Genomic DNA, 20,378 nt, shown 5'->3' on the forward strand with positions numbered 1-20,378 from the left:
GGCTTTTTCTATTTCCATACAAACTGGTCTGAATGAATGTGCTGATAGCTTACAGATAAGGCCGTTTCTCATTCCTTCAGTCAGGCTTTTTCACCAGTGTATAGGGATATCGGTTAAAATTCATTTGGGAATGAATATAGGCGAACACAATGCCCGACAAAACGATACATTGTAGTAGGTAACGATTTTCGGAGGGGGTGAGGATTGTGGCGAATCAACATGCCAATCATTCAATCAATGACTTTAAACAATTCGTCAAAAAGCATCCCAAGCTGATAAAAGAAGTGCGCAAAGAACAAAGAAGCTGGCAGGACGTATATGAAAATTGGGTCCTCTTCGGGGAGAGCGACCCGATTTGGGATCCGTATCGGGAACCGGAAGCAGCTGCTGAAGCTGTGCCTGAAACACCGCAAAAAAATGATTTTATCTCGAAAATGGTGACAGCGGTGAAAAAGATGGATGTCAATCAAATGAACGAACAAATCAATAAAATGAGCCAGTCGATCTCATCGTTGCAAAGCCTTCTTAATACATTTTCCGGAAGCGGACAGAAGCATTCTCAGCCAGGTTCTGGACAGCATCCTTTTTCTTTTCGAAAGGATTAAAAAAGGGGAGCTCATATGCGCAAAGAGGTTCAGGAATATATTTTAGCAAACGAAGAACGGAAACGATTCATCAGAGAACAGCCGATATGGTACCGCAGGCTTTCAAGAAAACCGGATGATCTGTCCTCCTTTCAGCTTGAAATGATGAATTTTTATGAAAAAACCATTCCGCATCGGGTGAATCAGTTTACGAACGGGATTCAAATGGCGCAAATGATGATGCAAATGTTTCAAGCGATGCGGACAAAAGATTAAAAGACCCTGAAAAAGGGTCTTTTTTCATGCGGTCATAAGGTTTTGTTGGCGGCTGCGGTTAAGCATTTTCCAATTGGCTGGTTTCATGGTAAACTAACAACTGGAGGTGCATGTTATGTATGCGACGATGGAATCCGTGCGGCTTCAAAGTGAAGCTCAGCAGCTTGCCGAGATGATTCTGCAGTCGGAGACGGCTGAGAACTACCGCAATTGTTACAAGCGTCTCCAGGAAGATGAAGAGGCAGGTCGGATTATTCGTTCTTTTATCAAAATAAAAGAGCAGTATGAGGATGTACAGCGTTTTGGCAAATATCATCCTGACTATAGAGAAATATCCCGGAAAATGAGGGAGATCAAACGTGAGCTGGACCTGAACGACAAGGTGGCTGACTTCAAGAGAGCTGAAAATGAGCTCCAGTCCATTCTTGATGAGGTCAGCGTTGAGATTGGGACAGCTGTTTCGGAGCATGTGAAAGTTCCGACTGGGAACCCTTATTTTGACGGTTTGTCTTCATGCGGAGGCGGCTGCGGTTCAGGCGGAAGCTGCGGATGTAAAGTGTCCTGACGAGACTGGCCGTCTCGTCTTTTACATATAAGAGAAAACAGGCAGGTGATTGTATTGGAGAATAGGCGCCAGGGCATGGTTGTGTATCTGCACTCCCTAAAGCAGAGCAAAATGCTGAGGAAGTTCGGGAATGTGCACTATGTATCAAAACGATTAAAATATGTCGTACTGTACTGTGATATGAACCAAATTGAAAAAACAATGGACAAGATTGCATCTTACTCATTTGTGAAAAAAGTGGAGCCTTCTTATAAACCGTTTTTAAAATTGGAATTCGAGTCAAAGCTTGATAAGGCAAAAGAATACGATTATAAAATCGGCATATAGCTATAAAAAAATCCCCGCAGGCATCTGCGGGGTCCTTCTATTCCTTAATATGTTAAGGAGAAGGCAAAGGGAGAGGAGAAACCGGAGGAAGAACTTATGGGGAAACGTAAGTCTTCTCCGCGGTTGGCAACAACATCCTCTAGATGCTGTTGCTTATAGTATGGACAAGGATGATTCTGCTTATACACCTGTTTATCAAGATTAGCGTTCATTGTTTGGAAGAATGCTTTATGTTAAGATAGGATTGATTTTTTTCTATGTACATAGCGGCGTCCGGCCGAATAAAGAAACAAAATAGCTTTTAGAAAAAGTGGTGTGGAACATGAGAGTAATTTCTGGATCAAAAAAAGGCCGTTCACTAAAGGCTGTACCCGGAACATCAACAAGACCGACAACCGACAAAGTGAAGGAATCCATTTTCAATATGATTGGCCCTTATTTTGACGGGGGCAGGGGACTTGACTTATTCGCAGGGAGCGGAGGACTTGGAATCGAAGCGCTTTCACGCGGGTTTGAGCATTGTATATTCGTTGACCGTGATTTTAAAGCGATTCAAACGGTAAAATCTAATTTGAAAACGCTGGAGCTTACAAAACATGCGCAGGTATACCGCAATGATGCGGAACGTGCTTTGCACGCTGCTGCTAAAAGAGAAACCGGCTTTCGCGGCATTTTTCTCGATCCGCCGTATAAGGAACAAAAGCTGAAAGCACTTTTAACGATGATTGACGAATATCAAATGCTGGAAGAAGACGGCTTTATCGTCGCTGAGCATGACAGAGAGGTCGAGCTTCCCGAAACCGTAGGAGATCTTGTGATGACAAGAAAAGAAACCTATGGGTTAACAGGTGTGTCGATTTATAAAAAGAGGGGGTAGTGAGGTGGCGAGTATAGCTGTCTGTCCCGGCAGTTTTGATCCGGTGACCTACGGGCATCTGGACATCATCAAACGCGGGGCGCATATTTTTGAACAAGTGTATGTATGTGTGCTGAATAATTCTTCAAAAAAGCCTTTGTTCAGTGTGGAAGAACGGTGTGAGCTTCTGAGAGAAGTGACAAAAGACATTCCGAACATAACAGTTGAAACATCGCAAGGCCTGTTAATCGATTATGCAAAAAGAAAAAATGCGAAAGCGATTTTAAGAGGCTTGAGAGCTGTATCTGATTTTGAATACGAGATGCAGGGGACATCAGTAAACCGTGTGCTTGATGAATCTATTGAGACATTTTTTATGATGACAAACAATCAATATTCGTTTCTAAGTTCAAGCATCGTAAAAGAAGTGGCAAGATACAACGGCTCGGTATCAGAGTTTGTACCGCCGGAAGTAGAGCTGGCGCTTCAGCAAAAATTCAGACAAGGATGAGGGTTTTGACTCATCCTTTTTTTGTTCCGTTTGTCAGTCTGTAAGAAAAAATGATAATGTACGTAAACAGCGCGCATAGTGTGACAGCAGGTCCGATCTGCACAAGCAGATTCCAGCCGTTTATAAAGGCAGTTGGCATGTCACTGCTGTTAAGAGATTTAAATACATACTGATACGGATCATGCCATGCCGTGTAAAGAGGTTTCCATAAAAGCATGACGAAGACAGCGGCATAAACGCCCTGCAGCAAACGTGCGATAAAGAATGGTTTAAATCTAATGTCGGTTTCCGATAAAATACCTGCCACCTGAGCTTGTACGGAAAAGCCGCTAAACCCGAGAATAAAGCTGACGATAATGGCTTTTTGCAGAAGAGAAACATCTGTCTCGCTGACAAGCTTGCTGCCTAATGTAATTTCAAACATCCCTGATAAAAGCGGAATGTCCAATTGAGTCGGAAGCTGAAACAAAGTCAGTGCTCCTTTTGTGAAAACAGACAAAACATCAGTCAACTGGACCACTGACAACAGCCGATTGAAGACAGAAAATAAAATAATAAAGCCGCCTACCATAAGAAGCGTTTGAACAGAAGACGTCACGGCGTCGCCTAAAATTTTACCCAAGGGCCGTTTTTCTGCAAGTCTGGCGGTATGAAGAGCGTGTAAAGCATCTTTGACTGAAGGGAAAGGTATCGTTTTCTTTCTTCTGAGATGCTGCTCTTCCTTGCGGCCATAGGAACGCATTGTTAAACCGACGGCAAGATTCCCCAAATAGTGTGCAGAAGCTAATAAAATGCCTAGTGATGCGTTTTGAAAGAAACCGACGGCAACAGCGCCGAAAATAAAGAGCGGGTTTGAAGAATTGGTAAACGACGCGAGCCGTTCTGCTTCTACTCTTGAAATCTGATTTTCCTGCCGCAGACGGGCAGTGAGTTTTGCGCCCGCTGGGTTTCCTGATGCCATTCCCATAGCAAGAACGAAGCCGCCGACACCCGGCACGCGAAAGATCGGCCGCATAAAAGGCTCAAGCAAAACACCGACAAACCGCACAATGCCAAAGCCGATTAAGAGTTCGGACAGAATAAAAAATGGCAGCAATGACGGAAACACAACCTCCCACCACATAGACAGCCCGGTTTTAGAGGCTTCGAATGAGGCCTGTGGATGTGAGATGACAGTCGCTGTTAAAAAAAGAAAAAACGAGGCAATCAAAAGTGTATTAATCTTCGACAAGTTCATTCTTACCTCCCCGATGCTAAAAATGCCCAATGACATGTATATCATGATAAAATAATGTATGATGTAAAACGGCCAAGCAGTACCTGTCCTCTTGATTCTTTGTACTAATATACGAGCATAGGGGTTCAGTTTAGACCATAGAATTCGGTATACAGGGAATTCAGGCAGGAGGTTAACGCTTTGGCCAAACCTAAAATCGGGTTAGCGTTAGGATCGGGAGGGGCCAGAGGGCTTGCTCATCTCGGTGTGCTTTCCAGTTTACATAAGCACCAAATTGAAGTGGATATGATTGCAGGAAGCAGCATGGGCGCTTTGGTGGGCAGTTTTTACGCCGCCGGACATGACGTGGCAACGATGAAAAAAGTAGCCAAAGCCTTTAAACGAAGGCTTTATGCTGATTATACGGTGCCGAAGCTCGGTTTTTTAAAAGGTGACCGCGTCAGACAGCTTGTGCATGCTTATACATTCGGAAAACCGATTGAAGAGCTCCAAATCCCGCTGGGCATTGTTGCGTGTGATCTACAGACGGGAGAAAAGATTGTGTTCCGAAAAGGATCAGTGTCAGATGCAGTGAGGGCCAGCATCAGCATCCCGGGTATCTTTATTCCGCAGCGGCTGGACGGACGCCTTCTTGTAGACGGCGCGGTCGTCGATCGAATTCCGGTTTCTGTTGTGAAAGACATGGGAGCTGATATTATCATCGCTTCGGATGTTTCCAGGGTTCGAAAAACTGAAACAGCAGTGCATATTTTTGATGTGATTATGCAAAGTATGGATATACTGCAAAATGAATTAGTGCGGCATCAAACAATTGCCGCAGATATCATGATTCGCCCTTCCCTTGAAACATACAGCTCAAGCTCGTTTGCCAATATTGAAGAAATGATATCGGCAGGCGAAGAGGCGACAAACCGAATGATCAGCAAGATAAGAAAAGAAATAGAGAATTGGGAGGGCTCATAATTTGCTACGTAAAAAACATTTTAGCTGGATGCTCGTCATCCTCATACTGATCGCCGTTTTATCATTTATAAAACTTCCATACTATATTACAAAACCGGGAGAAGCGACAGAGCTTGCTTCATTGATAAAAGTGGAGGGAGGCTACCCGGAAAAAGGAAGCCTGTCCTTAATGACTGTTAAAGTGGGACCGGCTAATCCGTTTACATATGTGTGGGCAAAGATGCACCCTTATTATGAAATTGTTCCTGATGAGAGCATTAAGGAGGAAGGCGAATCAGATAAGGAGTATATGAAAAGACAGCTCCAAATGATGAAAAGCTCGCAAGAAAATGCGGTTATAGCCGCCTATCAAAAGGCAGGAAAAAAAGTCAGCTATTCCTTTAACGGCATATACGCAAGCTCAGTTGTAGAAAACATGCCGGCAAAAGAGAAAATAGAAGTCGGTGATAAAATCATCAGCGCAGACGGCAAAAACTATCAGTCTGCTGAAAAGCTGATTGATTATATCAGCAGCAAAAAAGCGGGAGATAAAGTCACGTTAAAGATCGAAAGAGAAGAAAAAGAAAAGCGTGTCACCCTTACGTTAAAACAATTTCCTGATGAGCCGGATCGGGCAGGAATCGGAGTTTCGCTTTATACAGACAGAAACGTGAAGGTAGAGCCTGATATTGATTTTGAAATCGAAAATATTGGCGGCCCGTCAGCAGGGTTAATGATGTCCCTTGAAATTTATAATCAGCTGACAAAACCAGACGAAACAAAAGGCTACGATATTGCGGGAACAGGTACCATTGATGTTGATGGAAAAGTAGGCCCGATCGGCGGCATTGATCAAAAAGTCGTCGCCGCAGACAAAGCCGGAAAAGACATTTTCTTCGCGCCAAATCAAAACGGCGCCAGCAATTCCGATTATAAGAACGCAGTAAAAACAGCAAAAGATATTGATTCAAATATGAAGATTGTGCCTGTTGATACCATGCAGGATGCGATTGATTATTTGAATAAGCTGAAAGCGAAAAGCACCTGATTCTCAGGTGCTTTTTCTATACATTTAAAAAGTGTTGTTCATCTTCGTCATATCGAATCGGTGCATGTCCGTATTCCTTCAGGTCAAACTCAGTTCTCAGCGGCTCTTCTATCGGCAGGCTGTAAATCCTGCTTGCTTTTACGTCCAGATCGAGAGCTGGATGGGAGAAAGAGGACAGTTTGCTGACAAGCGGAACAGACAGTGCTTTTTTCTTTTCGGATAAATAAGCCTGTCCTTTTTTCGTCATGCCGAGAAGCCTGATATACGGCACCTTATCGTTGTCAAGCAGCTTTTGCATATCCAGTTTTTTTGTTCTGGTTAAAATGTGTGTATTCATCCGCTGGAGCCTTGTCCACGTATAGCGTTTTGTTTTCAGCAGCTCCATAAATTCCTGATAGGAGCTGGATTTTCTGATCGAACGAAGAATTCTGTGCTCTAAACCTTCCTCCACCTCGTATACTTGCTGTAATTCCTGTGCTGTTACAGTTGAAAGGCTGTATTTTAAGTAAGAAAAGTAGCTCTCAGGTGTATGCCACAATCCGAAAGATTTGCGGTAAGCTGCTAATTCACGTGCAGATGCAGCAGGGATAAAACGAAGGCAAGCTTCGAGATTCTGGCCAGTCATCGCTTTTCTAATGCTTGTGGCGCTTGCGATATGGTTTTCGCCTTCAGGGAGATCGGCATCATGATAGTCCGAAGAGATTCGTGCCGTAGTATAAGGTTTCATAGGATATCCCCCGGTTAGAATCGAGGTCACATACTGGCATCCCAAAATGTTATTTGGTTTTGACAAGTCAAGTGCACTTTCAGTATGCAAAATGGAGCTGAAGGCGCTAGCCGCCGCTGCTGGGTAACTGGCCCCCTTTTTAAGTTCTTCTTTAATTCGGTCATTCAATATATGTTTATGCTCATCAATAAGCTGTGCTGTTTCTAAAAAAGGCTTGATATCCCCATTTTCACTCCCGAAAAACAGCGCCTCACATTCAAGTTCGTTCAGGATTGAAACACTGCCGCGTGCAAAAATGTCTGCTTTTTGCACGGCATAAAGATAAGGCAGCTCAATGACAAGATCAACTCCGCTTTGCAGCGCCATTTTTGTTCGGGCCCATTTTGATACAACAGCGGGCTCCCCGCGCTGTAAAAAATGCCCGCTCATGACCGCGACAGCCGTGTCACATCCGGTTTGCCGCTTTGCTGTTTGGGCATGATAAAGGTGACCGTTATGAAAGGGATTATATTCAACCACCAATCCGACAGCTTTCATATTTTTTCCGCCTTTCTTGCTATGTTTAAAAACGTATGGTACATTTGCAAATGAAAACTCTTACGCCTTATTTTTGTTTTAAGTGTATGCATAGCATATTCCGCTGTCAACGATACTTCAATGGCAGCATTATGCTGTAAAGAAAAAATATTGACAAAAACAATCTTAAAAGCTATAATCATGTTTGTTGCTTTCCTGAGGTGATACAAATGAAATGGACGATTTATCAGCTGCATCAAATGCCAAAACAAAGTTTTGAGTTTGATGAAACAGTTGAGTTAAATGAGCTGACAAAGCTGAATTCTGACATTCGCCGCATTTCTCCCGTCCGGGTGAAGGGCAGAGCGGATATCAAATCCAAACAGGTTTCGTTTGATTTTACAATTTCAGGCGAAATGATTTTGCCATGCTCAAGAACACTCGTTGATGTCCCGTATCCATTTGAAATTTCAACAAAAGAACTGTTTATATTTCATCACACGGATGATATAGAAGATGATGACGTTCACATTGTTGAGGACGATACTATCGACTTAACTCCGATCGTGAAAGAAGAAATTCTTTTAGAAATCCCTATGCAAATCTTTTGTGAATCTGAACAAGAAAAAGGAGCTGCTCCTCAAGAAGGAAAGGATTGGCAAGTTATTTCGGAAGAAGACAAGAAGAATCAAGTTGATCCGAGACTTGCAGCCCTTGAAAAGCTCTTAAAACAAGATGATGAATCTTAACTCTTTAAGGAGGTGGGAATAATGGCTGTACCTTTTAGAAGAACTTCTAAAATGAAGAAAAGATTGCGCCGTACACATTTCAAACTTAATGTACCTGGTATGACAGAATGTCCGTCATGCGGAGAGATGAAGTTGTCTCACCGTGTATGCAAAGCATGCGGATCATACAACGGCAAAGACATAAATGTAAAAAGTAACTAATAAGAAAAGCGCGGGGTGAAAGCCCTGCGCTTTTTCTTTTTCTCTTCCTGTCAGCTTGCGGAAAATTTGTGAGTGCAAATAGTCTATCTAATCTATTACCGGCATATGTATGAGATAAATAAGCTGACATGGAGGGAGATTGAATTTGACCATTACAAGACAAGATGCTTGGACTCAGGATGAGGATTTGCTGCTGGCAGAAGTGGTGCTTCGTCATATTCGAGAGGGAGGAACACAGCTTTCTGCCTTTGAGGAGGTTGGAAGGGCGCTGACCAGAACCGCGGCAGCCTGTGGGTTCAGGTGGAACTCGTATGTGAGAAAACAATACCAGTCAGGTATAGAGCTTGCAAAAAAGCAAAGGAAAGAACTGAGAAAGCAAATCGGCGTTCATTCGGTCAATATGCCGAATTCCATGAAGCAGACTGCCTCGGCATCGTCGGAAGGAAAACGAGATTTGTCCATTCAGGATGTCATTCAATTTCTCGAACAATTCAAAGAAGCACCGTCTGCACAAGAATTTCAGCTTGAAAGGGAAAAATTGAAGGAGCAAATCCAATCGCTGCAAAAAGAGCTTGAGGATTTGCGGAGTGAAAATCAGACATTGCGGAATCAGCTAGAGATGACAGAAGAGGATTACAAGGCACTGATCGATATCATGGATCGGGCCAGAAAAATGGTTGTTTCGAAGGAAGACGGAAGAATGAAAAAAGCGGCTCAAGAAACATAAAGAAACGCCTGAAATGAACCGGCCCTATAGTAAGAATAGGCCGGTTGTTTTTATTTCTATGCAGACTCTCCCGGTGTCATTTCGCGATCCATATCAGGATGCCAGATGAGCGGGTTTTCCCCTTTGTCCCGCGCCATATCATACTTAACAGTTTTAAAGTTCATTTTGTTCCAAAATTCCGCTGATTTCATTCTCGGATTTGTCCGGATCGGCATTTTGAATGATTTTGCAAATTCAACCAAGGCTCTCCCGTATCCCCTGTTCTGGTAGCCCGGAAGAACCTCAAGCTTCCACAGCTCCAAATAATCCTGGCGGTTGTCAAAATAGGGATTCGATTTGCCGTTAACTTGATACAGACTCATTCGTGCTACAAGTTTATCGCCAAAATAAATCCCGTAAAAAGGCGAGGTGCTGTCATTTTCAATAATATTATCCTGAAGTTCTTCAAGCATTGAAAGCTCCTGAATGCCGTATTCTTTGAATTTCTTGAATTCTTCCAGCGTTTTATAGTTGATAAGCAGACGTTCTACCTTTGTCAAACAAATCTCCCCCTTTGGTGTTTCTATATATATTGTAAACGCTTTATTTAAAAAATCCAAATATTTAAACTTTAATTTTAAGCACATGGGATCTTTGAGAAGTAATTTCTTCTTACTTCTGCTATGATAATACGTAAATGCTAAATTGGGTGTGACATCATGAAAATTGGAATTATCGGCGGAGGCTCCGTCGGTCTTTTATGCGCCTATTATTTGTCACTTTATCACGACGTGACTGTTGTGACGAGGCGGCAAGAACAGGCTGCGGCCATTCAGTCTGAAGGAATCCGGCTTTATAAAGGCGGGGAGGAATTCAGGGCTGATTGCAGTGCGGACACGAGTATCAATTCGGACTTTGACCTGCTTGTCGTGACAGTGAAGCAGCATCAGCTTCAATCTGTTTTTTCGTCGCTTGAACGGATCGATAAGACGAATATATTATTTTTGCAAAACGGCATGGGGCATATCCACGACCTAAAAGACTGGCACGTTGGCCATTCCATTTATGTTGGAATCGTTGAGCACGGAGCTGTAAGAAAATCGGATACAGCTGTTGATCATACAGGCCTAGGTGCGATAAAATGGAGCGCGTTCGACGATGCTGAACCAGACCGGCTGAACATCATGTTTCAGCATAACCATTCGGATTTTCCGATTTATTATGAGACGGATTGGTACCGTCTGCTGACGGGCAAGCTGATTGTAAATGCGTGTATTAATCCTTTAACTGCGTTATTGCAGGTGAAAAATGGAGAACTGCTGACAACGCCAGCTTATCTGGCTTTTATGAAGCTGGTATTTCAGGAGGCATGCCGCATTTTAAAACTTGAAAATGAAGAAAAGGCTTGGGAGCAGGTTCAGGCTGTTTGTGGGCAAACGAAAGAGAATCGTTCATCAATGCTGGTTGACGTCATTGGAGGCCGGCAGACGGAAGCTGACGCCATTATCGGATACTTATTGAAGGAAGCAAGTCTTCAAGGTCTTGATGCCGTCCACCTAGAGTTTTTATATGGCAGCATCAAAGCATTGGAGCGAAATACAAACAAAGTCTTTTGAGCTTTTTCGGTAACATGCTATACTCATTTCGGATCACTAACTATTTATTGGAGAAAGGAAGTTCTAGAAGATGCAGCTAACTGAACTTTCCATCAAAAATCAGAATGTGTTTGTACAGCACTATATAGATGGCAAAGAAGAAATGTCTTCTTTTTTTGATTACAGTATTCATCATAAGGACATGTGGCGCGAAAGACTGGAAGACTTATCTTCCCGGTTTTTCGCAAGAGAGGAATTGGCGGCGTACTTAACCTCTTACCATAATAAATTCGGTTCAAGTGCGATGCAGTCTGCTATTGAGAAGCTGAAGGACCCGTCAAGTGCCGCTGTAGTCGGCGGACAGCAGGCAGGACTTTTAACAGGACCGCTTTACACCATACATAAAATCATTTCAATCATTGTTTTAGCAAAGCAACAAGAAAAGGAACTGCAAATGCCTGTCATACCAATCTTCTGGGTGGCTGGAGAAGACCACGATTTGGATGAGATTAATTTTGTTCACACATCTGAAGAGAATGGGCCTGTGAAAAAAAAGCTGCCTCAGTCTTATTGGAAGAAATCATCAGCAGCGAGTACATCGCTTGATCAGGAAAAGTGTGCCGCGTGGATAGATGATGTTTTTGCCGCTTTTGAAGAAACAGACCATACGAATACACTTCTCGACAATGTGAAACGATGTTTAAGGGAATCTGTTACGTTTACTGACTTCTTTGAACTGCTGATCGCGGATTTGTTCCAAGAAGAGGGCTTAGTTTTATTAAATTCTGGAGATCCGGGGATTAAAAAGCTGGAAACGGCCATGTTCCAAAAGATTCTTCGAGAAAATGATGAACTCGCCCGGGCTGTATCAGATCAGCAGGCCTTCATGCGTCAAGCAGGCTACAAACCGATTATCGAGTCCGGAAAAGAGCAGGCGAATCTGTTTTATGAATACGAAGATGAGCGTTTTTTAATTGAAAAAGATAACGGCCGATTTGTCATCAAAGAGCTTGATCTAGGATGGACGATGGATGAACTTCATACACATATGGAAGAACATCCAGAGCGTTTCAGCAACAATGTTGTAACGAGACCGTTAATGCAGGAATTTCTCATTCCGACTTTAGCATTTATTGCAGGGCCTGGAGAAATCAATTATTGGGGCGAGCTCAAACAGGCTTTTGCGGTGATGGGCTTCAAAATGCCTCCTGTCATGCCAAGGCTGAACATTACGATACTTGAGCGGCATATTGAGAAAAAACTGGCTGAACGGAATATCTCGTTACAAGACGCGATTGAGCGCGGAACGGAGAATCAAAGAGAGACATACTTCGAGCGCCAGATTCCGGAAGAGTTTACGGCGGTGATGGATCAGGCGAAAAGCCAAATTGAAGCGATTCACAAAACGGTCCGGCAGGAGGCGTTAAAGGTTGATCAAAGCATGGAACCTTTACTCCTGAAAAATGCCGCTTTTATTCAGGATCAGCTTCAATTCTTAGAGCGCACGGTGACGAAGCGAATTGAAGAAAAAGAAGGCTACGTTTTGAAGGATTATGAAAGAATTCAAAATAGCATTAAGCCGCTTCTTGCGCCGCAGGAACGGATTTGGAATATTATGTATTATTTGAACAGGTACGGTCCAAAATTCTTCACGACATTCAAGAATCTGCCATTTTCTTTTCAAAATCAACATCAAGTTGTCAAACTTTGAAATAAAGTTTTAAAGAACCCTGAATAGTTCAGGGTTTTTTTTTATGGGTAAACAGTGTAAAATGAAGTTGTGGAGCGAAGTGGTGAATAGTGGTGAGTTAAGGAGAGAAAGTGGGGCAAGAGATCATGTTTATGGGTGAATATCAGCATACCATCGATGCGAAAGGCCGCATGATCGTACCCGCTAAATTCAGAGAAGGCCTGGGTGAGCAATTTGTGCTGACTAGAGGACTTGACCAATGTCTCTTCGGCTACCCTATGGACGAATGGAAACAAATTGAAGAAAAACTAAAAGCTCTTCCTCTCACAAAGAAAGATGCCCGCGCGTTTACCCGTTTCTTCTTTTCAGGGGCGACTGAATGCGAACTGGACAAGCAAGGCAGGGTAAATATCGCATCATCTCTATTGAATTACGCCAAACTGGAAAAAGAATGTGTTGTTATCGGGGTTTCTAATCGAATTGAATTGTGGAGTAAAGTAATTTGGGAACAATACACAGAAGAGCAAGAAGATTCATTTGCTGAAATTGCTGAAAACATGATTGGGTTTGATATATAATGATTCTTCGTGTATAACACTCTAAAAACAATTTCAATTCATCCTGATAAAAGGTGGGACCAACACAATATGTTTCAACACAAGACAGTACTTCTTCGTGAAACCGTAGACGGACTCAATATTAAGCCGGACGGTACATATGTAGACTGCACACTCGGCGGAGCTGGGCACAGTACATACTTATTGCAGCAGTTATCCGAGAAGGGGCGTTTAATCGCTTTTGACCAAGATGATACGGCATTACAGCATGCTAAAGAAGTGTTGTCCGACTATAAAGGACAGCTCATTCTGATTAAAAGCAATTTCAGGTATTTAAAAGAATGTTTGAATGAACAAGGCATTACAGAAGTAGACGGTATTTTATTTGATTTAGGGGTGTCCTCTCCGCAGCTGGATACACCGGAGCGCGGATTCAGTTACCATCATGACGCACCGTTGGACATGAGGATGGACCAGTCGGCTACGCTTACGGCGAAAGAAGTCGTTAATGAGTGGCGCTATGAGGATCTCGTCCGTATTTTCTTTAAATACGGAGAAGAGAAGTTCAGTAAACAGATCGCCAGAAAAATTGAGGAGGCAAGAATGAAGTCTCCTATTCAAACTACGGGCCAACTGGTCGATCTAATAAAAGACGCGATTCCCGCTCCAGCGAGAAGGAGCGGCGGACATCCCGCTAAACGCGTGTTTCAGGCAATCAGAATTGCCGTAAACGATGAACTTAGGGTGTTTGAAGAAGCTTTGGAGCAGGCAATTGAGGTTCTGAAGCCAGGGGGCAGGGTATCAGTCATTACCTTCCACTCGCTAGAAGACAGAATTTGCAAAACCACTTTTAAAGAAAAGTCGTCGCTTCCGGAACTTCCTCCGGGACTTCCTGTTATACCGGAAGAGTTTGAACCGGAGCTGAAGCTCATCACACGAAAACCGATTACGGCATCTCAAGAAGAGCTTGAAGAGAACAACCGGGCTCGTTCTGCCAAGCTTCGGATTGCTGAAAAAAGAAAATAACGAAACGCGAACGCAAAATTAAAAGGAGGTCATCAGCCTATGAGCAATTTAGCTTACCAACCAGAGAAACAGCAGCGGCATGCGATCAGTCCTGAGAAAAAAGTGATTGTCAAGAAAAGGGCTTCCATTACTCTCGGAGAAAAAGTGCTTCTTGTCCTCTTTGCTGCGGCGGTGCTCAGCGTATCGCTTTTGATCGTATCGAAGGCGTATGCGGCATATCAAACCAATATTGAGGTGCAAAAGCTTGAGGAGCAAATTTCATCCGAAAATAAGCAAATTGGTGACCTCGAAAAAAGCGTTGCTGATTTAAGCAAACCGCAGCGCATTATGGACATTGCGAAAAAGAACGGCTTGAATTTAAAAGATAAAAAAGTGAAAAACATACAGGAATGATTCAAATGCCAAAAAAGAATAAATTTATGAATAGAGGAGCAGCGATTCTAAGTATTTGTTTCGCTCTCTTTTTCTTTGTCATCCTGGGGAGAATGGCATATATTCAAATAACCGGAAAAGCGAACGGCGAAGTGCTTGCGACAAAAGCGACAGAGCAGCATGAAAAGAAACGGACCATCGAAGCGAGCCGCGGCTCGATTTTAGACCGAAAAGGAAAAGTCATTGCAGAGGACACAGCGACGTATAAACTGATTGCGATTCTCGATAAAAAAATGACCACTGATGTCAAGCATCCTCAGCATGTTGTAAACAAAGAAAAAACGGCGGAAGCATTGTCTAAAGTGATAAACTTGGACAAGGCCGACATCCTTGATATCTTAAATAAAGATGCAAAACAAGTCGAGTTTGGCTCAGCTGGCCGGGATATTACGTATTCACAAAAGCAAAAAATCGAAAAAATGAAACTCCCGGGCATTTCATTTTTACGGGATACAAAACGCTACTATCCAAACGGAGTATTTGCATCTAATCTAATCGGCTATGCCGAGGTTGATGAAGAAACAAATGAAATTTCCGGCGCGATGGGATTAGAAAAAGTGCTGGATAAGTATTTGAAGGAGCGCGACGGATATGTGACATATGAAAGCGATAAATCCGGCTGGGAGCTCCCGAACAGCAAAAATAAAATTACAGCGCCAAAAAATGGTGACAATGTATATTTAACCATTGACCAGAAAATTCAAACCTTTTTGGAAGACAGTATGACAAAAGTGGCGCAAAAGTATAATCCGAAAAAAATCATGGCCGCAGTTGTTGATCCGAAAACAGGCAAAGTGCTTGCCATGGGACAGCGCCCAAGCTTTGATCCGAACAAGCGCGATGTGACAAACTACTATAATGATTTGATTTCATATGCGTATGAGCCCGGATCCACGATGAAGATTTTTACACTCGCTGCTGCGATGCAGGAAAACGTGTTTAATGCGAATGAACAATATAAATCAGGGACCTATAAAGTTGGCGGCGGAAAAGTATATGACCATAACGGGGGTGTGGGCTGGGGTCCCATATCTTTCAAAGACGGGGTGCTTAGATCCTCTAACGTTGCTTTTGCCAAATTAGCAAATGAAAAATTAGGTTTTGATCGTTATAATGAGTATTTGCATAAATTTGGTTTTTATCAAAAGACAGGAATCGATCTGCCGGGAGAAGCATCAAGTAAAATGAACTTTAAGTATGATTACGATAAAGCTTCAACTGCATACGGCCAAGCATCTGCAGTCACCCCGATTCAGCAACTAGAAGCAGCGACTGCCGTCGCAAATGATGGCAAAATGATGAAGCCTTATGTCATTGATCATATTGTTGATCCTGATACGAAGAAAACCGTTTATCAAAATAAACCGGAATCTGCAGGAACACCGATCTCTGCCAGTACAGCTAAAAATGTGCGTGATATCCTGGGAGACGTCGTTTCATCAGACATTGGAACCGGACGCCCTTATAAAATTGAGGGCTTTGACGTGGCTGGGAAAACAGGTACAGCACAAATTGCAGGAACGAATGGTTATTTAAAGGGACGGGATAACTATATTTTCTCATTTATGGGAATGGCTCCTAAAGATAATCCTGAGTTGTTGATTTATGTTGCGGTACAGCAACCGCAATTAGAGGATGATGAAACTGGCTCTGATCCAGTATCAGAAATCTTCAATCCAACAATGAAAAATAGCCTGCACTACCTAAACATCGAACCAACTGAAAAATCTGACTCAGATAAGGAAGAAACAAAAGCGCAGACAATGCCTGATTTAACAGATCAAACGGTAGCTGCTGCTCAAAAGAAAGCAAAAGAGGAGAATCTCACACCAATTGTCATCGGCAGTGATGTCGCTGTAAAAGAACAGTATCCGAAAGCGGATGAGGAAGTTCTCACCAATCAAAAGGTCTTCCTGAAAACGGGCGGCAAAATCAAAATGCCTGATATGACAGGCTGGTCGAGAAGAGAGGTTCTGCAGTACGGCGAGCTCGCGGGAATTCATATTGAAGTAAGCGGACAAGGCTACGCTGTCAACCAAAGTGTTAAGAAAGACAAAGAAATCAAAGACAAAACCGTAATCAAGGTTAAGTTTAAAAATCCTGATTAAAAAGAAAGCCTGCGTTATGCAGGCTTTCTTTTTTTATGCCTTCAGAGGAGCATCGTTCTACCTGTCCAATTTCAGGCATAAAATGAAACAAGCCTAAATAAGGAGTGAACGGTCTCTTGCGCGTCTCGAATGTAACGGTTAGAAAACGTTTATTATTTGTTTTGCTTTTTGGCGTGATCGTGTTTCTGATCATTGATACAAGGCTGGGGTATGTTCAGTTTGTGATGGGCGAAAAACTGACTTCGCTAGCGAAAGATTCCTGGAGCCGGAACTTGCCGTTTGAGCCGGAGAGAGGCGAGATTCTGGATCGGAATGGTGTGAAGCTCGCAACAAATAAAAGTGCGCCGACCGTATTCGTCGTGCCGCGCCAAGTTCAGAATCCGATGAAAACGAGCAAGCAGCTTGCGGCGGTGCTCAATATGTCAGAAGAAAAAGTATATAAACATGTGACAAAAAAAGCGTCAATCGAAAAGATCACTCCTGAAGGGAGAAAAATTTCAAATGAGAAGGCGAAAGAAATCAAAGCGCTTGATTTAAAAGGTGTGTATGTTGCGGAGGACAGTATCCGTCATTACCCGTTCGGCAGCTTTTTATCTCATGTGCTTGGATTTGCAGGAATTGACAACCAAGGGCTCCTTGGACTTGAAGCCTATTACGACGATGATTTAAAAGGGGAAAAAGGTTCTGTTAAGTTTTATACAGATGCCAAGGGGAAGAAGATGCCTGATGAAGCGGATGACTATACGCCGCCTAAGGATGGGCTTGACATGAAGCTGACGGTTGATTCAAAGGTCCAGACGATAATGGAAAGAGAGCTTGATAACGCTGAGGCCAAATATCATCCGGACGGCATGATTGCCGTAGCCATGAATCCGAAAAACGGAGAAATTTTGGGGATGTCTAGCAGGCCTGACTTCGATCCTGCTGATTACCAATCTGTTGATCCGTCCGTCTACAATCGAAATCTGCCAGTATGGAGCACGTATGAACCGGGATCTACCTTTAAAATTATTACACTTGCAGCAGCCCTTGAAGAGCAAAAAGTAAATTTGAAACGGGATCAATTTTATGATAAAGGGCATGCGGAAGTGGACGGAGCGAGACTGCGGTGCTGGAAAAGAGGCGGGCACGGGCTGCAGACGTATCTGGAAGTTGTGCAGAACTCCTGCAACCCGGGGTTTGTTGAATTAGGCGAGCGCTTAGGAAAGAAAAAGCTTTTCAAATATATCAAAGACTTTGGTTTTGGACAAAAAACGGGGATTGATCTCCAAGGCGAGGGAACAGGCATCTTATTCCCGCTTGAGAGAGTGGGCCCGGTGGAGCAAGCAACTACGGCTTTCGGACAGGGAGTATCCGTCACGCCGATTCAGCAGGTTGCAGCAGTATCCGCCGCTGTAAACGGAGGAACGCTCTACACACCTTATATTGCAAAGGAATGGATCGATCCTGTTACGAAGAAAACGGTCAAAAAACAATCACCAATCGCAAAGAAACAAGTCATTTCTGAGGAAACATCCAAACAAATCCGCTATGCTCTAGAAAGCGTCGTCGCAGAAGGCACTGGCCGCAATGCATTTGTAGAAGGATATCGTGTCGGAGGAAAAACGGGAACTGCACAAAAGGTTAAAGATGGAAAATATCTTGAAAACAACCATATTGTATCATTTATTGGTTTCGCGCCCGCCGATGATCCGAGTCTAGTCGTCTACGTTGCGGTGGATAACCCGAAAGGCACGATTCAGTTTGGCGGAACGGTTGCAGCGCCTATTGTCGGAAATATTATGAGAGACAGTCTGCCGGAACTTGGTGTGAAGCCCCGGAAAAATCAAATCGAGAAAAAATACCAATGGAACGACACAAAAACAATAGAAGTTCCGAATGTTGTAGGGATGTCTGTCTCAGATCTTGAGTCACTATTGGTGAATCTCAATGTGGATGCTTCCGGGAAAGGGAGCAAAATCGTTAAACAATCGCCAGCTGCCGGAACGAAAGTAAAAGAAGGCTCAAAGATACGCGTGTATTTGACTGAAGAAGATGAAAAGGAGGCAGCCGATTGATTCGGACTGCCTATTCTTTTATTGCAGAAAAAATGCTGATATCTTTCAAGATTAGCTGGATGTATCCTTTTATTTACGCTAAAATATGAACTGTATGCTTAAAATCATTACCACATCATTTGATGTGACTTCAATGATAAAAAGAACGAATTAGAATGTTGAGAGGTTTGATACGATGAAACTTACAAAGCTGCTTACATACTTAACAACCGAACCTTCTGTAAACGACTCACAAGACCCTGAAATAACTTCAATTGAGATGGACTCCAGGGAAGTAAAGAAAGGGAGTCTTTTTGTATGTGTAAAAGGGTATACGGTGGATGGCCACGATTTTGCGCAAAAAGCAGTAGAAAACGGTGCAGCGGCTATTGTGGCAGAAAGAGAGGTCGATGTGAATGTTCCTGTTATTATTGTCCGGCAGTCACTTCGCGCGCTCAGCGTTTTGTCTGATGCGTTTTACGGACAGCCGACGAAGAAGCTTCAGCTGATTGGGATAACAGGGACAAACGGCAAAACATCAACGACCCACATGGTCGATGAGATTCTGAAAAAAGCGGGAAAACGCACAGGCTTGATCGGTACAATGTACATGAAAATCGGAGACGAAACACTTCCTGTTAAAAACACGACTCCGGAAAGCGTCACGCTGCAGAAAACGTTTAAGAAAATGAATGACAAGCACGTTGACACTGCTATCATGGAGGTTTCTTCCCACGCTTTGTCTTTAGGACGCGTCCATGGCTGTGATTATGATATTGCCGTGTTTACGAATTTAACACAGGACCATCTGGACTATCATAAAACGATGGATGAGTACCGGCATGCAAAAAGCTTGCTCTTTTCCCAACTTGGCGGGGCTTTCAACCATGAACATCCAAAGCGTGCCGTACTGAATGCTGACGATGAGGCGAGCGCTTATTTTGAAAAGGTAACAGCTGCGCATATCTCTACATACGGAATTAAAAACGATGCTGATGTGATGGCGAAGAACATCAGTATCACTGCACAGGGCACAAGCTTTGATCTCGTGACAAACAAAGGCACGAAGCACATCACGATGTCTCTCGTCGGACAATTTAATGTGTATAACGTGCTGGCCGCTGTTGCAACATGTATTGCAGCAGGCATACCGTTTGAAATCATCACTGAGGCTGTTGAAGAATTGCATGGTGTAAGAGGACGTTTTGAATTGGTCAATCAGCAGCAGGAGTTTCCTGTCATTGTAGACTACGCGCACACACCGGACAGCCTTGAAAATGTGCTGGAGACATGCAGAGACATGACGGAAGGAAAGCTATTTGTCGTTGTCGGCTGCGGAGGAGACAGAGATAAGACGAAGCGCCCGAAAATGGCTAAAATTGCTGTGGAGCTGGCTGACGAGCCGATTTTCACGTCAGATAACCCGAGAAGCGAAGATCCTCGCGCGATTTTAAGAGATATGGAAGCCGGAGTAGAGAACGCATACTATCACAGTATTGCAAACCGCGAGCAGGCGATCTTTTTCGCAATTGCCAATGCCAAAAAAGGCGACGTTGTCCTCATTGCCGGAAAAGGACATGAAACCTATCAGCAGATCGGAAATGAAACTTTCGATTTTGATGATGCTGAAGTAGCGGCGAGAGCCATTGTTGAACTCAATAAGAATAAGACGAATTCATAGGAAAGAGA

The 20,378-nt window shown here is 43.3% G+C and carries 23 protein-coding genes; 19 read left to right on the forward strand and 4 right to left on the reverse strand.

The annotated features are described in order from the left end of the window. The first annotated feature begins 206 nt into the window (after window positions 1-206). The 6 genes from NX903_RS07480 to coaD all read left to right on the forward strand — a co-directional run bounded on the left by NX903_RS07480 (window position 207) and on the right by coaD (window position 3,119). On the forward strand, window positions 207-605 hold the full coding sequence (locus NX903_RS07480) for a YlbD family protein (protein WP_086343810.1): 399 nt from the start codon (window positions 207-209) through the stop codon (window positions 603-605). Window positions 606-620: 15 nt separating this feature from the next. Continuing rightward, on the forward strand, window positions 621-860 hold the full coding sequence (locus tag NX903_RS07485) for a YlbE-like family protein (RefSeq protein WP_003232231.1): 240 nt from the start codon (window positions 621-623) through the stop codon (window positions 858-860). 115 nt (window positions 861-975) lie between these two features. After that, on the forward strand, window positions 976-1,425 hold the full coding sequence (ricF, locus tag NX903_RS07490) for a regulatory iron-sulfur-containing complex subunit RicF (protein ID WP_003221370.1): 450 nt from the start codon (window positions 976-978) through the stop codon (window positions 1,423-1,425). A 54-nt stretch (window positions 1,426-1,479) separates the two neighbouring features. Next, on the forward strand, window positions 1,480-1,752 hold the full coding sequence (locus NX903_RS07495) for a YlbG family protein (RefSeq protein WP_015715839.1): 273 nt from the start codon (window positions 1,480-1,482) through the stop codon (window positions 1,750-1,752). Between the two features lie 322 nt (window positions 1,753-2,074). After that, a complete protein-coding gene (rsmD, locus tag NX903_RS07500; RefSeq protein ID WP_086343811.1) occupies window positions 2,075-2,629 on the forward strand; it encodes a 16S rRNA (guanine(966)-N(2))-methyltransferase RsmD in 555 nt (184 codons plus the stop codon). A gap of 4 nt (window positions 2,630-2,633) precedes the next feature. Next, the gene (coaD, locus tag NX903_RS07505; RefSeq protein ID WP_003245283.1) at window positions 2,634-3,119 is read left to right on the forward strand and encodes a pantetheine-phosphate adenylyltransferase; all 486 of its coding nucleotides are present in this window, start codon (window positions 2,634-2,636) and stop codon (window positions 3,117-3,119) included. A gap of 10 nt (window positions 3,120-3,129) precedes the next feature. Here the strand turns inward: coaD and spoVV are convergent, their stop codons facing one another. Next, the gene (gene spoVV / locus NX903_RS07510; protein WP_015252149.1) at window positions 3,130-4,356 is read right to left on the reverse strand and encodes a dipicolinic acid transporter SpoVV; all 1,227 of its coding nucleotides are present in this window, start codon (window positions 4,354-4,356) and stop codon (window positions 3,130-3,132) included. A 180-nt stretch (window positions 4,357-4,536) separates the two neighbouring features. Between spoVV and NX903_RS07515 the strand changes: the two genes are divergently transcribed. Together NX903_RS07515 and ddcP are read left to right on the forward strand one after the other, a co-directional pair. Next, window positions 4,537-5,319, forward strand: coding sequence for a patatin family protein (locus NX903_RS07515; protein ID WP_003232221.1), 783 nt, complete (start codon window positions 4,537-4,539; stop codon window positions 5,317-5,319). 1 nt (window position 5,320) lies between these two features. Further along, on the forward strand, window positions 5,321-6,346 hold the full coding sequence (gene ddcP / locus NX903_RS07520; protein WP_086343812.1) for a protease DdcP: 1,026 nt from the start codon (window positions 5,321-5,323) through the stop codon (window positions 6,344-6,346). Between the two features lie 16 nt (window positions 6,347-6,362). Here the strand turns inward: ddcP and NX903_RS07525 are convergent, their stop codons facing one another. Both NX903_RS07525 and NX903_RS07530 read right to left on the reverse strand, forming a co-directional pair. Beyond that, window positions 6,363-7,610: a nucleotidyltransferase gene (locus tag NX903_RS07525; RefSeq protein ID WP_086343813.1), complete on the reverse strand. Its 1,248-nt coding sequence runs from the start codon at window positions 7,608-7,610 to the stop codon at window positions 6,363-6,365. After that, window positions 7,607-7,792, reverse strand: a complete 186-nt coding sequence (locus NX903_RS07530; protein WP_003232215.1) for a hypothetical protein — start codon at window positions 7,790-7,792, stop codon at window positions 7,607-7,609. The genes NX903_RS07525 and NX903_RS07530 overlap by 4 nt, the downstream gene beginning before the upstream one ends. Window positions 7,793-7,819: 27 nt before the next feature. On the opposite strand from NX903_RS07530, the gene NX903_RS07535 reads away from it, so the two are divergent. The 3 genes from NX903_RS07535 (at window position 7,820) to gerR (ending at window position 9,266) form a co-directional block, all read left to right on the forward strand. Beyond that, the gene (locus NX903_RS07535) at window positions 7,820-8,338 is read left to right on the forward strand and encodes a YceD family protein (protein WP_014479718.1); all 519 of its coding nucleotides are present in this window, start codon (window positions 7,820-7,822) and stop codon (window positions 8,336-8,338) included. Window positions 8,339-8,359: 21 nt separating this feature from the next. Beyond that, window positions 8,360-8,539: a 50S ribosomal protein L32 gene (rpmF, locus tag NX903_RS07540; protein WP_003154457.1), complete on the forward strand. Its 180-nt coding sequence runs from the start codon at window positions 8,360-8,362 to the stop codon at window positions 8,537-8,539. A 145-nt stretch (window positions 8,540-8,684) separates the two neighbouring features. Continuing rightward, a complete protein-coding gene (gerR, locus tag NX903_RS07545; protein ID WP_015383592.1) occupies window positions 8,685-9,266 on the forward strand; it encodes a sporulation specific transcriptional regulator GerR in 582 nt (193 codons plus the stop codon). 56 nt (window positions 9,267-9,322) lie between these two features. On the opposite strand, the gene NX903_RS07550 is transcribed toward gerR, so the two are convergent. Further along, window positions 9,323-9,805, reverse strand: coding sequence for an N-acetyltransferase (locus NX903_RS07550; RefSeq protein WP_003244940.1), 483 nt, complete (start codon window positions 9,803-9,805; stop codon window positions 9,323-9,325). Between the two features lie 159 nt (window positions 9,806-9,964). Between NX903_RS07550 and NX903_RS07555 the strand changes: the two genes are divergently transcribed. The 8 genes from NX903_RS07555 to NX903_RS07590 all read left to right on the forward strand — a co-directional run bounded on the left by NX903_RS07555 (window position 9,965) and on the right by NX903_RS07590 (window position 20,370). After that, window positions 9,965-10,861: a 2-dehydropantoate 2-reductase gene (locus tag NX903_RS07555; protein ID WP_086343814.1), complete on the forward strand. Its 897-nt coding sequence runs from the start codon at window positions 9,965-9,967 to the stop codon at window positions 10,859-10,861. Between the two features lie 70 nt (window positions 10,862-10,931). After that, window positions 10,932-12,551 (forward strand): bacillithiol biosynthesis cysteine-adding enzyme BshC, encoded by a 1,620-nt coding sequence (bshC, locus tag NX903_RS07560; RefSeq protein WP_086343815.1) that lies wholly within the window; start codon window positions 10,932-10,934, stop codon window positions 12,549-12,551. A gap of 125 nt (window positions 12,552-12,676) precedes the next feature. After that, window positions 12,677-13,108, forward strand: a complete 432-nt coding sequence (gene mraZ / locus NX903_RS07565) for a division/cell wall cluster transcriptional repressor MraZ (RefSeq protein ID WP_086344595.1) — start codon at window positions 12,677-12,679, stop codon at window positions 13,106-13,108. A 69-nt stretch (window positions 13,109-13,177) separates the two neighbouring features. After that, window positions 13,178-14,113: a 16S rRNA (cytosine(1402)-N(4))-methyltransferase RsmH gene (gene rsmH / locus NX903_RS07570; RefSeq protein ID WP_015715844.1), complete on the forward strand. Its 936-nt coding sequence runs from the start codon at window positions 13,178-13,180 to the stop codon at window positions 14,111-14,113. A 39-nt stretch (window positions 14,114-14,152) separates the two neighbouring features. Further along, entirely contained in the window at window positions 14,153-14,506 is a 354-nt protein-coding gene (ftsL, locus tag NX903_RS07575; protein ID WP_003232200.1) for a cell division protein FtsL, read from the forward strand. Between the two features lie 5 nt (window positions 14,507-14,511). After that, the gene (gene pbpB, locus NX903_RS07580) at window positions 14,512-16,653 is read left to right on the forward strand and encodes a penicillin-binding protein 2B (protein WP_434736147.1); all 2,142 of its coding nucleotides are present in this window, start codon (window positions 14,512-14,514) and stop codon (window positions 16,651-16,653) included. 116 nt (window positions 16,654-16,769) lie between these two features. Further along, window positions 16,770-18,710, forward strand: coding sequence for a stage V sporulation protein D (locus NX903_RS07585; RefSeq protein WP_086343816.1), 1,941 nt, complete (start codon window positions 16,770-16,772; stop codon window positions 18,708-18,710). A gap of 175 nt (window positions 18,711-18,885) precedes the next feature. After that, the gene (locus NX903_RS07590) at window positions 18,886-20,370 is read left to right on the forward strand and encodes a UDP-N-acetylmuramoyl-L-alanyl-D-glutamate--2,6-diaminopimelate ligase (RefSeq protein WP_003245326.1); all 1,485 of its coding nucleotides are present in this window, start codon (window positions 18,886-18,888) and stop codon (window positions 20,368-20,370) included. Window positions 20,371-20,378: the final 8 nt, after the last annotated feature.

The sequence above is a fragment of the Bacillus sp. FSL R5-0576 genome (genome assembly GCF_038004765.1).
GTDB lineage: Bacteria > Bacillota > Bacilli > Bacillales > Bacillaceae > Bacillus > Bacillus subtilis.

Coding starts and splice junctions, on each gene's coding strand:
- rsmD (WP_086343811.1), top strand. CDS start 2,075: ATGAGAGTAATTTCTGGATCAAAAAAAGGCCGTTCACTAAAGGCTGTA.
- spoVV (WP_015252149.1), bottom strand. CDS start 4,356: ATGAACTTGTCGAAGATTAATACACTTTTGATTGCCTCGTTTTTTCTT.
- NX903_RS07530 (WP_003232215.1), bottom strand. CDS start 7,792: ATGATTATAGCTTTTAAGATTGTTTTTGTCAATATTTTTTCTTTACAG.
- mraZ (WP_086344595.1), top strand. CDS start 12,677: ATGTTTATGGGTGAATATCAGCATACCATCGATGCGAAAGGCCGCATG.
- NX903_RS07485 (WP_003232231.1), top strand. CDS start 621: ATGCGCAAAGAGGTTCAGGAATATATTTTAGCAAACGAAGAACGGAAA.
- rsmH (WP_015715844.1), top strand. CDS start 13,178: ATGTTTCAACACAAGACAGTACTTCTTCGTGAAACCGTAGACGGACTC.
- ftsL (WP_003232200.1), top strand. CDS start 14,153: ATGAGCAATTTAGCTTACCAACCAGAGAAACAGCAGCGGCATGCGATC.
- NX903_RS07535 (WP_014479718.1), top strand. CDS start 7,820: ATGAAATGGACGATTTATCAGCTGCATCAAATGCCAAAACAAAGTTTT.
- bshC (WP_086343815.1), top strand. CDS start 10,932: ATGCAGCTAACTGAACTTTCCATCAAAAATCAGAATGTGTTTGTACAG.
- NX903_RS07590 (WP_003245326.1), top strand. CDS start 18,886: ATGAAACTTACAAAGCTGCTTACATACTTAACAACCGAACCTTCTGTA.
- NX903_RS07525 (WP_086343813.1), bottom strand. CDS start 7,610: ATGAAAGCTGTCGGATTGGTGGTTGAATATAATCCCTTTCATAACGGT.
- NX903_RS07555 (WP_086343814.1), top strand. CDS start 9,965: ATGAAAATTGGAATTATCGGCGGAGGCTCCGTCGGTCTTTTATGCGCC.
- pbpB (WP_434736147.1), top strand. CDS start 14,512: ATGCCAAAAAAGAATAAATTTATGAATAGAGGAGCAGCGATTCTAAGT.
- rpmF (WP_003154457.1), top strand. CDS start 8,360: ATGGCTGTACCTTTTAGAAGAACTTCTAAAATGAAGAAAAGATTGCGC.
- ricF (WP_003221370.1), top strand. CDS start 976: ATGTATGCGACGATGGAATCCGTGCGGCTTCAAAGTGAAGCTCAGCAG.